Below are 12994 nucleotides of genomic sequence, written 5' to 3' on the forward strand. Positions count from 1 at the left end.
CCTAGGGCATCATGGGCGCATGACGACGTACTCGTACCCTGGTTCTTTTTTCCCTGGTCCGCCGCAGGTGTCTATCGCTGCAGCGGAAGGCTGGGAGGCCAAAGCGGGGCTCGGTCCCGCCATGACGTTTACGCATGAGTCCGGCGCCAAGCTCGAGGTCCTCGTGACACGTGTGCGACCGGAAGAGACTCTCGAGGACGCAGCCGCTCAGATCACGACGACGTTCACCAAACTCCCCGGGTTCTCGGAGACCGTGCGCTCCGACGAGGACATCGCCGGGCACCCTGGATTCACGTTGGAGGCGAAGGTCAAGCACCCCGTCACTCGCAAGGGCTACTGCCAGTTTGTGCGCTACCTCTGGGTGGAGCAGTCGGGTGGAACCCGCGACCTCGTGCAACTGATGGGCACCTGCCCTGCCGCGATGGAAGACGACCGCGCCCCAGAGATTCGCGCCATGCAGGAATCCGTGGAGATCGCCGTATGAGCGGAGATCGACGTGTGAGTAGCCTCTTTGCGGCTGAGTCGCCAGCGGTCATCGTGCCCGTCATGGGGGAGTCGCTGGCGGAGGCACGCTCGCAGTTCACCGCTGCCCTGCAGGCATCCCCCGATGTGATCGAGTGGCGGATCGACCCTCTGATTGCAGCAGGCGTGGCCGTCGAGGACGTGATGGCAGGCGTCACTCAGACGCATGACGAAACTTCCGCCAACGCTGAGTCTGTTCCCCTGCTCGTCACCCTCCGCACCGCAGGTGAGGGCGGCCTGGCAGACGTGACCGACCCTGAGTACTGCAGCATCGTTCAGGCTGTCCTGGCGTCGGGAGCCGGTGAACTGGTGGACATCGAGATGGCCCGCTCAACAGCGGACTCCCTCGTCGCGGACGCTCATGGCGCTGGCCGCACTGTCGTCGGGTCGCGCCACCACTTCGACGGAACGCCCACACGCGAACAGATTGTTGCCACATTGCGCGACGTGGCCGAGCGCGGCGCGGACATACCGAAGATCGCGGTGATGCCGCACACTGCCACCGATGTGGTCACGTTGCTGGCGGCAACGGAAGAAGCCTCCGGGGCCATCGAGCAGCCGATCATCACGATGTCGATGGGGTCCCTTGGGGTGGTGTCGCGCGTCGCTGGCGGCGTGTTCGGTTCGGCAGCGACCTTCGCGATGGTGGGCCAGCCCTCCGCGCCTGGGCAGGTGGAGATCGCGCGGCTACGCGACACCATGGCAGTGATCCGCGGCGCCTAAGCCGGCGTGAGCGGGCCTTGGTGGCCCAGGCGTTGTCGGTCATGAGGCGTTCGATGCGGGCGAGTGCTGCGGTCGGCCAGTCCGGCCTGACCCTCGGTCTCGAAGCGCGTGATCCAGGTGTGGACGCACTTGCGGGATACACCCATCACCTTCGCGATGTGAGCTGGGGCTATCCCCGACGGTGACGATCAACGATCACTCGCCTGCCGTGCACGGTCAGACTGGCGTTAGCGTGGGACAGGAAAACCTCCGGGTTGTGAAGACGTCAGACATCGCCACTAAGCTCGGAGGGTCTCCTGTTCGCAACTCGAGCACTGCCACCCATGTCCTGGCCATGTACACCTAGGACGTCGCGGCGAACTGCCCGATGACCGTCCGGCCTTCCTTGTCGTACACAGGCACCATGTTGCTCGCGCCGCGACCGGAGGCGAGGCGCTCCTCTTGCCACGTCGCCGCGTCCTCGGCGTTGTCGATGTCCGCGCCTGATGCCTTGTTGAGCTCCGCGGCGCGTACGTATCCCAACTTCCCGTTGGTGGCGACCACGAGGATCAGATCGGGCTCCTGCTCGGGGCTCGCCGCGTCGGCGGCTGACCCGTATGTCTCGTGAGATGCGTTCATCGGAAAGGCGGAGTCGTCCTTGACCCTGGCATCGCCCGCCTCCGGAGACGGCACACCCGTGGGTTCGCCCAGAGATGGTGAGGTCGCCGCGCCCACGACAAAGGCGGCACCTGCGGCAATTCCCACCCCCGCCGCCAATGCGGCATAACGTCGGTTCTTCATTGAGGATCGCCTCCCAGCGACTCGTCGCGCACTAGGTTGTCTCTGGTTCGGTACGGAGTGTGTTGTAGGTGATGAGGCTTGAGCCATTCGGCACCTTCACCTGCCCCTTCCCGAAGAACTTCTGCCCACTTCCCGAGGCTCCCGATACACCGAACTGGAACCACTGGCCGGCTGAGTAAGATCCGACGCTGTACCACCAGCCGGACTGCTTGACCAAGGCTCCCGAGTAGTACGCATACGCGCGTGCATTGGCGCCCAGATCGTCATTCGCCCCGATGGCAAAGTCGCGTGGGGCGACACGCACGGTTGTGTAGTACGTGTTCTCAGCTGGCGCAGTCGACATGTAGTTCTGGTTCTTGAACTTCTGCCCCTCGTGCACAGCGGTCAGACCGACTGGCCCCCAGTTCGATCCTGCAAAGGCCCCGGTTGCGTATGACAGCGCCAGAACCAGAGCCAGAGCTACCGCAAACATCGCTGTTCGAGTGAGCCGCTTGGCAGGAGTACTCATGAAATCCCCCTTCAATACATTGCGATACCGCATGCACCGTTGCCGCGATACGCAAGACCGACGCTAGCAGTTGCTGGCACAGGCGGCAATAGGGAAACCCTCGATCGTCATGCTCGGCATTGGACAGCCCCAGCAAGGGTGTCCCACGGTCTGATTTGGCGCCGTCGAGCTCGGCTTCAGCGGGCTCGCCTTCCGCCCCGTCCTGCTATGCCTTCACGGGCCCGGACGGCGTAAGTAGGATGCCGGCCGTGGCCAGGGATGCGGTTGATGCGAAGGTCTTCAAGTAGGTTGCCGATGCGCTCGACCTAGACGGGAACATCGCGGCTTAGCGGGAGCAACGCCTCGCGCTCGCCAAGTTCCTACCGTGGATGCGGGAAGTGCAGAAGTTGGCGTCCATGACAAAGGAAATGGACGAACGTCTCGAATGCGCGGCCCGTGCAAACCAGGCGTTCTCTCCGAGGGGCTGGGGAGTCGCCAACATCCCAATGCCCGCGCTGCACGAGGCGCTGACAGTAGCGGAGGACGACATCGACGCGGAGGATACGGTTCTCGCGGACGTATGGACCGAGTCTCACGTCAACCGCGGCATTGGCAAGTTGAAGACTGTCTACGCGCGCATGGAGCCGGATGGCGTCTCCGACGTTCGTCGCGGTCGTTGGATGCTCATGCAGGAGGCGAAGAGGCTTCACTTTGAAGGCAGGTACGGCGCCTGTTCTTCACCGTGCGAGAACGTCGCAAGATGGACATGCACGATCCCACGCGCTTGTCGGGACTCGCGTGTGCGCTGACGACGCTGCACGAGCTCTATGCGAAAGGTGTTGGCCTGACAATTGCAAGAGGGATGATGAGCCGGTACGGCATCGTGCACGGACGGGTGCTCGGCTATGGCGACAAAGCCACGAGCGCCACGTGCCTCACGCTGGCCGATGTGGGCGACCCGCCGAGGCGCGAAACGTTACGGTCACACGAGAGTGCCATCATCACTTCATGATGAAGACATCGGGTGCCACCCTGGCTGGCGGCGTAGTCGGAGCTCTTGTGGTGGTGGAGGCAACCTCCGGTGTGCTCCAGGGCTACTACACGCCCCTGTTCACGGACATCGCGCGCAACCTCGGGATCCATGACGCAGACATCAACTGGTTTGAAGCCGCGCAACTGTTGCTGAGCGCCATCGTGGTGCCAGTGCTCGCGCGACTCGGAGACATGATCGGTCACCGCAAGGTGCTCATCGCCTCGCTCATCGTGACGATGATCGCCAGCTACCTCATCGCGTTCGCACCCAACTTCCCCCTCTTTGTCGCCGCATGGGCACTCCAAGGCTTCTACGTGGTGTGGCTACCTCTGAACGTCGCCATCATCTTTGCGCGAGCTCGGCAGCAACCCAATACAGCGGCACTCACCCGCAAAGGCGCGGGAACCATCGTGGTGGCACTCCAAGCAGGAGCAATCGGAGGTGCACTCCTGGGAGGGCAGGCCGGGGCATTCCTTCCCCTGTGGGGTGCGCTGTTGGTACCCGCCGTCATGGTGACGATTGCACTCCTGGTGGTGGTGTTCAAGGTTCCTGACACGGGCGTCCGCGGAGGCGGCAGTATCGATACCGCAGGAACGTCCATCATGACCCTCGGCCTCTTGGCCATCATGGGTGGCCTGTCGCTCGTGCGTCTGGAAGGCATCACCGTCTGGGTCGTGGGAATGGTCGCGATTGGCGTCGCCCTCATGTTCCTCTTTGTGCGCGTGGAGTCCCGCAAGGAGGACCCCCTCGTCGACATGAAGATGATGCGCGACCCGGCGCTGTGGCCAGTCATCGTGACATCGACGCTGTTCGGCGTAAGCGTTCTCGGCGGTCAAGGGCCCCTGTCGACGTTCGCTCGAACCGACCCTGCCGAGGTGGGGTACGGACTAGGCCTGAACTCCGCTACCGCTTCCTATGTCATCGGCGCCTACGTGTTCTCCCTGCTCGTGGGTGCAGGTCTCTTTGCGCGCATCTCTGCCGTCCTGACCCCACGCACAGTCCTGATCGGGGCATCGTCCCTCGTCGCCGTCGGTTACCTGCTACTGATCCCCTTCCATGGCTCAGTGGCGGAGGTCGTCGCGTGCATGGTCGTCGCAGGACTGGGATCCGGTGCCCTTGTCGCCGCACTCCCCGCTGCTGCAGCCGCGGCCGCACCACCCGAGCACACGGGAGTCGCCACAGGACTCACCAACACCACCAAGACCATCGGTGGAGCATTTGCCTCGTCTGCCTTCGCCCTGGCGCTCGCCTCCGGAGGCGCTGCTGCACTTGACGGGACGGCTACCGAGGCAGGGTCACTCAGCGGTTACATGACGGTGTGGGCAATCTGCGGTGGAACGGCAATAGTCGCGACGGTATTTTTGTTTGTGGTGCCCAAGGTGGCCTTCACCTCGGGCGGCGATGCACTCGTTGCCGAAGCCGGCATCGACCTTGAAACCAGTGCCAGCCAGCCCATGACAACCCAGCCCAGCCCCGCCCCGACCGGGACCGGCCCCGAAGAGAGCGACAAGTGAGACTCAAGCGAGCATCGGCCCCGTCCAGCGACCACGCCACTGACACCTTGAGCCCGCGGGCCACGAGAGTCGCCGAACACCTGTCCACGCTGGTCCAAATCCCCACCGTCGCCCCCGCATCGGCCCGACCGCTCACCGACGACGAAGAGGCGATCTTTACCCGCCACCGCGCCACAATGCGCGAGCTGTATCCACACGTCTTCGAGGCGGGCGAGGAATCGCTGACCGGTCGCGCTGGCCTCCTCCTGCACCTCCCCGGTGCCAGCGATGAACGGCCTATTGTCCTGATGGCGCACCAGGACGTCGTGCCAGTGCCCGAGGACTGGGCCGCCGAGGGGTGGGAATATCCCCCGTTCGACGGTGTCATCGCTGACGGTCGGGTGCATGGCCGCGGAACCCTGGATGACAAAGGTGCCCTGGTGGTCATGCTCGACGCGCTGGAAGAGCTCCTAAGCGAGGGATGGACCCCTCCGCGAGACGTGTGGCTACTCATGGGTGGCGACGAGGAACAGCACGGCGCCTCCGCAATTGCCGCCGTCGAACTCCTTGAGGAACGCGGCGTTGAGCCATGGTTCGTGCTCGATGAGGGTGGCGCAGTCGCGAGTCAGGCGCTACCGGGACTCAAGAAGCCCCTGGCTGCCATCGGCGCGTCCGAGAAAGGCATCATCACCGCAGAACTGAGCGTCGAGTCACTGGGCGGCCACGCCTCGACACCGCCTCGTGAGTCCGCGCCGGGTGTCCTCGCCCGCGCACTCGTCGCGATCGAAGAGAACCCGTTCCCCGTCTCGCTGCACGATATCTCCGTGGAGATGTTCGAAGACGTGGCGCCCCATCTGCCGATACCAATGCGTACCGTCCTGGGGCGCGCAGGCAAAATCCGTGGCCCCTTGGCGCGTGTCATGCCGCGCATGGGTGCGGAGCTGGCCGCCATGGTGAGGACCACCGCTGCGATCACGATGCTCCAGGGCTCACCAGCGCAAAACGTGCTGGCAACCCAGGCCAAAGCCACTCTCAACTGTCGCATCGCCGTCGGATCCAGCGTGGCAGAGACCCTGGCACACCTGGAGAGCGTCATCGACGATGACCGCGTGACGATCACCGTGCTGGAAGGCTCCGAACCATCGCCCGTGTCTCCCACACGCGACGACGTCCGATGGCACGCACTAGTCGATGCCGTGGCGGCGTCATACCCCGAAGCAGTCACGGTGCCGTACGTGATGATGGCAGCCTCGGACGCCCGGCATGTTGCTCGCATCGCCCCGGCAACCTACCGATTTTCACCGCTTGCCATGGACAAGACTCAGCGCGAAGCGATTCATGGCCCCAATGAGACTGTCGAGATCACGTCGCTTGAGCGTGGCGTGAACTTCTATCGTGCGTTGCTCACGGGTCCTGCACTGAACTAGTGACCAGTCTCGCAGCGCGCGTCGGCTGCTCTCTCACGAGGAGCCGACGCCCGCTTGCGCAGCGTGAGCGCCACGAGCCGCCGGTCTTCCCGTGGGGTCCCTAGGGCAGGTGGTTTTGTCCGAAGTCGCCTGGGTGGTGGGGGATGCGTTTGTTGGCTTTTCTGCCGGTGGGAGCTGCTTGCCAGGTGCGGGGTTCGGTGTCGAATTGGTGGACGCGTTTACTGACCCAGCGGGAGTAGAAGTCGTAGAGCCGGGTTGGTTCGGGGTAGGCCATGTCGGGGCGAAGCTCTCGTTGGCTGATGGTGCGGATGATTCCGACGTTGCCGATTTGCAGTGCACCGCACGGGTCACTCGCGATCCCCTGATCCAGTTCAAAGCGTGCGTTGTTGATGTCGATGGGGTCGTCTCCGCGCCAGCACACCCATTGCATGGTGGGGTCATGTGCGAGGCACATGTCTGCGTAGTAGAGGCCGGTAAGTTCCCATAGGCGATAGACCTTGGCCGGTACAGGTATGGTGCGCTTTTGCGCTTGCTGTTCCGGGGTAATGCGGGGTCGCCACTGCGGCCACCAGTCCATGCCATCGTCCTGGTCTGACAGGCCGAACTCGATCGCCCAGTCATTCAGAACCTGCAGGCTGGCGGGCGTGCCATCGAGCTCGGGGCCGCCCGTATTCGCCATCAAAGTGCGTAGTTGCTGACGACGCTCAGGTATCGATGCAACGAACTCCTCGAACTTGGAGTCTGCTTCTTCCCACGAGGCATGAAAGTCAGGTCTCAGTTTCATGGGAGAAACACTACAAAATCGAGTCCGTTGTCGATGAGGTAGTCGAGCAGTTTCTGGTCGGGCCCCACCACGCCGTCCCTGGGCACGAAGCGCCATTCGATGCCGCAGATCACGTCCGCGGCCTCTGTGCCTTCACGCAAATCCGACTTCGCCGTACTGACGATGGCGCAGTCCTCGGGAGGTGAACTGGGCGGATCCATGTGCCGTAGGTGGGAGTGCTGTTGCGGCGAGTGCAGAAAGAGCACGTGCAAAAGCAGTTCGTGCGAGAGCACGCGACGCCAATGCGTGCATGCATACCGTCCCTGACCTGCGGCACCGAATGCCATCAGCACCACCCGCGCCATGGCAGGGGTTCCAACTATCCGCGCTCCCGCTCAGGGTCAGGGACGGGACAGGCTCCGCGGATATCCTTGTGGATGTGAGTTCCATTCCTCCCTCGTTGACCTCGGACGCTGCCTCGTACTTGCGAAGCGACCTGGCCGGGTGGACCGTCGACACAGTGCAGGACACGCTTGGCGACCGCGCGATGCGGGCGTTTGGGCGCGAGCAGATTGTCCCCGCACGCCAATCCGCCCGCGCTGCCGGAGACGACCGAGTCGCGCTGCTCAGCCGACTATTCCTGCTCGGTGACACCTTGACGCGCTCTCAGGTCGACGCCGCGCTCCCGTCTCTGACCACTGAGGGCGCAGTCAACAGTGGGCTGCTTGCTGCCGCGGGCCATGGTGCTCATGATGAGGTTCGTGCAACGTGCGATCTGCGTCCTACGAGTGCCACCACGGCGGACGGGGACCTGCACTGGTGGGTGGCTCACGATCAGGGTGAGATTGTCACGGGCCGTGCGGTCAACGATGACCATGTCCTGGGAGTGGGCGGCGCGTCCAGCACCCTTGCCTCCGTCACCATGCGCACGCCGGTCGCCCGCACGCTGGATCTCGGGACGGGCTGCGGAATCCAGGCGTTGCACGCCTCCCTTCACTCCGACCAGGTGGTTGCGACAGACATCTCCCGCCGCGCGCTCGCGTTTGCGCGCTTCAACGAGGCGCTCAACCGGCCCGAGGGTGCCCGCTGGGACATCCGTGAAGGAAGCATGCTGGAGCCGGTTGCCGGCGAACAGTTTGATCTGGTCGTCTCGAACCCGCCGTTTGTCATCAGCCCGCCCGGTACACCGCAATTCGAGTACCGCGATGGCGGCCTTGAATGGGATGGCGTTGTGGGCGCGCTGACCACGGGCGTTGGCCGACACCTCAACCCTGGCGGCGTTGCGCAGTTCCTGGGCAACTGGCTCATTCGTGACAACTGGACCGAGCGGTGGGAGGAGTGGCTCGCCGCCTCCGATGTGCCATTAGACGCGTGGGTCATTCAACGCGACGTGCTCGACCCCGCCGAGTACGCCGAGACCTGGCTACGGGACGCCGGCGTGACGCGTGAACGCGATGAAGCCCGCTTCACTGCCGCCTACGAGGCTTATCTCACGGGCTTTGATGCGGCGGGAGTTGAGGGCGTCGGCTTTGGGGCAGTGCTTCTCAGACGGCCGATGCAGGGGGCGCCCACACTTCGACGTCTCGAAGAACATGAGGGCGCCATGCAGAGCCCGCTCGGCCCGCATCTCATTGAGGTGCTCGCGGCGCACGACTGGCTGGCGGGCGCGAGTGACGCTGAGGTGTTGGACGCGGCCTACACCGTCGGGTCGGACGTCACCAAAGAGACTTATGGCCGGCCGCTGCAGTATGAGCCCGAACACATCTTGATTCGCCAAGGCGGCGGGCTAGGACGATCCATCAAGGCAGATACCGCGCTCGCGGGACTGGTCGGCACGTGTGACGGCGAACTCACCGCCAGCCAGATCGCCCACGCGCTCGCGGCCCTCATGGACGTCCCCGCCGCTGACATGCTCAGCGGCCTGGTTCCGGCTATCCGCGACCTGGTTCAGGACGGATTCCTCGTGCGTTCGACGGAAGGCAACTGAGGCATCGTCCCTGTGCGGTGCCTTTAGGCGCCGGTGTTCGAGGAGGCGCTGTTGAGTCCGTCGGTGATGACGTCGAACTCTCCCGGTCGGGTCACCAGGAACGGGCGTCCAGGCAGTCCTGGTCGGTACGGCTCGCCATTGTCGATGTAGCGGACCTCAAAACCGGCGGCAATACAGATGGCGGCACCGGGGGCGTGGTCCCACGGCTTCGCTCGTGAGTACAGCAGGAAGTCCACCTCGCCGGTGAGGAGGTCCCAGTAGTCCCAACCGGCGCACATGCGAGGCTCGGTGTGCGTCCCCAACTGTGCTGTCATCGCTTCCACTTGCTCCTTGAGGCCAGGGGGTGTGAAACGAGTCACCGCCATGCCATGAAGCTTGTTCAAGGCACGTACTGGACCAGTGGGCGCAGAGAGTTCACGCGCAACGCCATCGGCGCCGGTGACTTGCGCGCCGCCGCCGACCACACCATCGACGAGCTGGCCTGTCTCGGGGTGCAGGATCCAGCCCGCATGCGGGTCGCCGTTGAGCACATGCGCAACCATCACCGCATAGTCATCACGGCCGTGAGCGAAGTTCCAGGTGCCATCCACCGGGTCAACTGTCCAGGCGGCGGGCGCGTCAGCGAGGAGGTCCGGTAGCGCGGGGTCGTCGGCAGTGGCTTCCTCTCCCACCACCGGGATGTCCTCGATCTCCTGTAGCAGTGGCGTGATGGCACGTTCCGCTTCCACATCGGCAATTGTGACGAGGTCACCGGGGCCCTCCTTGGTGGAGATCTGCCCCTCGGTGAGAGCACGGAATCGGGGGCGAATGTACTCGTCTGCGATCGAGCGCATGAGCGGGGAGACGGCATCGGAAGTCATGCCTCCATCGTGTCACGCCCCGGTGACGCGGGTGGCTCTGACCAGTTGTTGGACCATCCGTCCCGGTCGACAGTCCTTTATATGTATGTATTCTGTGAGCGGCTGGGCCTCGCCGATCCGGTAGCCCGCATCATCACTTTGACCCGAAGGTAGGACACCCATATGGCCCAGAAGCTCGTCATTGTCGAGTCGCCCACCAAGGCAGGCACGATCGGCGGCTACCTCGGGGACGACTTTGAGGTCTTGTCCTCCGTGGGTCACATCCGCGACATCCCGGCCCCCTCGGATATGCCTGCGGAAATGAAGAAGGGCCCTTACGGCAAGTACGGAGTCGACGTCGACAGCGATTTTGACCCGTACTACCAAATCTCGCCTCGCGCCAAGAAGACAGTCGCGGAAATCAAGCGCCGTCTCAAGGAAGCCGACGAGCTCTACCTCGCAACAGATGAAGACCGCGAGGGAGAGGCCATTGCGTGGCACCTGCTTGAGGTCCTCAAGCCCAAGGTTCCCGTGAAGCGGCTCGCCTTCCACGAGATCACGCGGGAAGGCATCGAGCGTGCTCTCGCTGCCCCGCGTGAAGTCGATATGGAGATGGTGGAGGCGCAGGAGACGCGCCGCATCCTTGATCGCCTGTACGGCTGGGATATGTCCGATGTGATGCGGCGCAAGGTGGGGCCGGGATCCTCGGCGGGCCGTGTGCAGTCGGTGGCTTTGCGTTTGGTGGTGGATCGCGAGCGCGAGCGGATGGCGTTCCAGGCCGCCGAGTATTGGGACCTCACCGCGCGCTTTGCGGCCACGCAGGGGGCCGATGCCGGTGTGGGCTTTGTCTCGCGGCTTTCGAAGGTCGATGGCAAGCGTGTGGCGTCGGGTAAGGACTTTGACGACCGCGGTGTGCTGACGAACTCGAGTGCTCACCACGTGACTGCTGCTGAGGCTGCCGCGCTGGTCTCGGGCCTGGCCCACTCAGATTTCTCTGTGCTCGATGTGACGTCGAAGCCTTACAAGAAGCGTCCTGCCGCGCCGTTCATTACGTCGTCGCTGATTCAGGAGTCTTCGCGCAAGTTGGGCTTGGGTGCTCGCCAGGCGATGTCCGTGGCGCAGGGTCTGTATCAGCAGGGTTTCATTACGTATATGCGTTCTGACTCGCCCGCGTTGTCGAGTGAGGCAACCAAGGCTGCACGGTCGCAGGCCATGGAACTTTTCGGTTCGGACGCTGTGCCGAGCTCTCCCCGGGTATACGCCTCCGGCGACGCCAATGCTCAGGAAGCGCACGAGGCCATCCGTCCTGCCGGAGACCGCTTCCGCACTCCAGAGTCCCTGCGTAGTGAACTGCGCGGTGACGAGTTCCGTATGTACGAGATGATCTGGAAGCGCACGCTCGCGTCACAAATGGCCGATGCCGTGGGCACCACCTCGACCATCACTGTGGGTGCGAAGTCCTCGGCCGGTCACGCGGTCGAGTTCGCGAAGTCCGGCACGATTTTGACGTCGCCTGGCTTCCGCGCGCTTTACATCGAGTCGAAGGAAAAGGCCCGGTACGAGGACGAGGACGGTAAGCAGCCCGCCGATGGCGATGCACGCCTCCCGCAGGTGAAGGCCGGGGACGCGATGGATGCGTCCGAGATGGATGCACTGACGCACACCACAAACCCGCCGCCACGCTTCACTCAGGGCTCCATGATTAAGGAACTCGAGGACCGCAAGCTTGGCCGTCCGTCGACGTATGCCTCGACCGTGGACGTCATCATCGACCGTGGCTATGTGCGGCTCGACAAAAAGGTCTTGGTCCCGACCTGGGTGGCATTCAACATCATCGAACTGTTGGAGCAGCACTTCCCGACACTGGTGGACTATGGCTTTACGGCTGAGATGGAAGCGGGCCTTGACCGCATCGCGGCGGGTGAGCGTGCCATGACTGACTGGCTGCGCGAGTTCTACTTTGGCGGCGAGGGCGCTGCCCAGGAGGGCTTGCGTGAATTGCTCGACGACTTAGGCGACATCAACCCCCGTTCGGTCAACACATTCGAGATCGGCGACGGCATCACCGCACACAACGGCCGCTACGGTCCGTTCGTGGAGCGCATGGTGGACGACGAGAAGCAGACCGCGTCGATTCCCGAGGACCTCCCTCCCGCTGACCTCACTGTGGCCAAGGCCCTCGAATTGTTCGAGAACCAGGGCGGTGACGAGCGTGAACTCGGCACCCACCCGGACAGCGGTTACCCCATCGTGGCCAAGGCCGGGCGGTTCGGGCCCTATGTGACCGAGCAACTGCCCGAGGATGCCAAGGGCAAGCCCAAGACTGCCTCGCTGTTCAAGTCGATGGACCTCGCCACCGTGACACTGGAGGACGCTCTGCGCCTGATGTCGTTGCCGCGTGTCGTCGGGGAAGACCCCGAGTCTGGCGAGCCCATCACCGCACAAAACGGGCGCTACGGTCCCTACCTGAAGAAGGGCACTGACTCGCGGACCATCGAGTCCGAGGAGCAGCTCCTGTCGATGACGCTTGACGAGGCATTGGCCATCTATGCCCAGCCCAAGCGTGGACGCGGCCGCACGGCCAAGCCGCCGCTAAAGGAGTTCGGCGCAGACCCCGTCTCGGGTAAGCCCGTAGTCGTCAAGGATGGGCGTTTTGGTCCATACGTGACTGACGGTGAGGTGAACGCGACCATCCCTAAGTCCGACAACGTCGAAGCCTTGGGTGAGGCTCGCGCCTTTGAACTGCTCGCTGACAAGCGTGCCAAGGGACCGGTCAAGAAGAAGGCCACAGCCAAGAAGGCGCCAGCGAAAAAGAAGCCGGCTGCGAAGAAGCCTGCGGCCAAGAAACCTGCCGCGAAGAAGGCCGCACCCAAGAAGGCGGACCCCAAAGAGAAGTAGCCCGCGCCGCACCGTTGCGCTTGCCTTGCTCTGGCATAGTGT

Annotated in this window: 12 protein-coding genes and 1 pseudogene; 7 read left to right on the plus strand and 6 right to left on the minus strand. The window is 63.8% G+C overall.

The window, feature by feature from the left end; all coding sequences use genetic code 11:
- The first annotated feature begins 19 nt into the window (after nucleotides 1-19).
- Both AOP79_RS05255 and aroD read left to right on the plus strand, forming a co-directional pair.
- Entirely contained in the window at nucleotides 20-484 is a 465-nt protein-coding gene (locus AOP79_RS05255) for a hypothetical protein (RefSeq protein ID WP_062071231.1), read from the plus strand.
- Nucleotides 481-1245: a type I 3-dehydroquinate dehydratase gene (gene aroD / locus AOP79_RS05260; protein ID WP_062071233.1), complete on the plus strand. Its 765-nt coding sequence runs from the start codon at nucleotides 481-483 to the stop codon at nucleotides 1243-1245. Before AOP79_RS05255 ends, aroD begins: the two co-directional genes overlap by 4 nt.
- 44 nt (nucleotides 1246-1289) lie before the next feature.
- Here the strand turns inward: aroD and AOP79_RS11960 are convergent.
- The 3 genes and pseudogenes from AOP79_RS11960 to AOP79_RS05270 all read right to left on the minus strand — a co-directional run.
- Nucleotides 1290-1486 (minus strand): annotated as a pseudogene (locus tag AOP79_RS11960) (leucine zipper domain-containing protein); the annotation flags it as partial.
- Nucleotides 1487-1587: 101 nt separating this feature from the next.
- On the minus strand, nucleotides 1588-2025 hold the full coding sequence (locus AOP79_RS05265) for a hypothetical protein (RefSeq protein WP_062071235.1): 438 nt from the start codon (nucleotides 2023-2025) through the stop codon (nucleotides 1588-1590).
- A gap of 31 nt (nucleotides 2026-2056) precedes the next feature.
- Nucleotides 2057-2533 carry a hypothetical protein gene (locus AOP79_RS05270; protein ID WP_062071237.1) on the minus strand — a complete coding sequence of 159 codons (477 nt, stop codon included), beginning with the start codon at nucleotides 2531-2533 and terminating at the stop codon, nucleotides 2057-2059.
- 739 nt (nucleotides 2534-3272) lie between these two features.
- Here AOP79_RS05270 and AOP79_RS11785 point away from each other — a divergent pair.
- From AOP79_RS11785 to AOP79_RS05285, 3 genes are read left to right on the plus strand one after another with little or no spacing between them, the layout of a single operon-like run.
- Nucleotides 3273-3524: a hypothetical protein gene (locus tag AOP79_RS11785; RefSeq protein WP_161794225.1), complete on the plus strand. Its 252-nt coding sequence runs from the start codon at nucleotides 3273-3275 to the stop codon at nucleotides 3522-3524.
- Nucleotides 3521-5059 (plus strand): MFS transporter, encoded by a 1539-nt coding sequence (locus AOP79_RS05280; RefSeq protein ID WP_082093389.1) that lies wholly within the window; start codon nucleotides 3521-3523, stop codon nucleotides 5057-5059. Before AOP79_RS11785 ends, AOP79_RS05280 begins: the two co-directional genes overlap by 4 nt.
- Entirely contained in the window at nucleotides 5056-6465 is a 1410-nt protein-coding gene (locus AOP79_RS05285) for a M20/M25/M40 family metallo-hydrolase (RefSeq protein WP_062071241.1), read from the plus strand. The genes AOP79_RS05280 and AOP79_RS05285 overlap by 4 nt, the downstream gene beginning before the upstream one ends.
- 100 nt (nucleotides 6466-6565) lie before the next feature.
- On the opposite strand, the gene AOP79_RS05290 is transcribed toward AOP79_RS05285, so the two are convergent.
- Together AOP79_RS05290 and AOP79_RS11875 are read right to left on the minus strand one after the other, a co-directional pair.
- Entirely contained in the window at nucleotides 6566-7249 is a 684-nt protein-coding gene (locus AOP79_RS05290; RefSeq protein WP_062071243.1) for a hypothetical protein, read from the minus strand.
- Nucleotides 7246-7593 (minus strand): hypothetical protein, encoded by a 348-nt coding sequence (locus AOP79_RS11875; protein WP_062071246.1) that lies wholly within the window; start codon nucleotides 7591-7593, stop codon nucleotides 7246-7248. The genes AOP79_RS05290 and AOP79_RS11875 overlap by 4 nt, the downstream gene beginning before the upstream one ends.
- 74 nt (nucleotides 7594-7667) lie before the next feature.
- Here AOP79_RS11875 and AOP79_RS05300 point away from each other — a divergent pair, with 74 nt between their 5' ends.
- The gene (locus AOP79_RS05300; protein ID WP_236683258.1) at nucleotides 7668-9215 is read left to right on the plus strand and encodes a DUF7059 domain-containing protein; all 1548 of its coding nucleotides are present in this window, start codon (nucleotides 7668-7670) and stop codon (nucleotides 9213-9215) included.
- Nucleotides 9216-9238: 23 nt separating this feature from the next.
- Here AOP79_RS05300 and AOP79_RS05305 read toward each other — a convergent pair whose 3' ends face one another.
- Nucleotides 9239-10075, minus strand: a complete 837-nt coding sequence (locus tag AOP79_RS05305) for an inositol monophosphatase family protein (protein WP_062071248.1) — start codon at nucleotides 10073-10075, stop codon at nucleotides 9239-9241.
- A gap of 162 nt (nucleotides 10076-10237) precedes the next feature.
- Between AOP79_RS05305 and topA the strand changes: the two genes are divergently transcribed.
- Nucleotides 10238-12952 carry a type I DNA topoisomerase gene (gene topA / locus AOP79_RS05310; protein WP_062071250.1) on the plus strand — a complete coding sequence of 905 codons (2715 nt, stop codon included), beginning with the start codon at nucleotides 10238-10240 and terminating at the stop codon, nucleotides 12950-12952.
- Nucleotides 12953-12994 lie beyond the last annotated feature (42 nt).

Source organism: Demequina sediminicola (genome assembly GCF_000975055.1).
GTDB lineage: Bacteria > Actinomycetota > Actinomycetes > Actinomycetales > Demequinaceae > Demequina > Demequina sediminicola.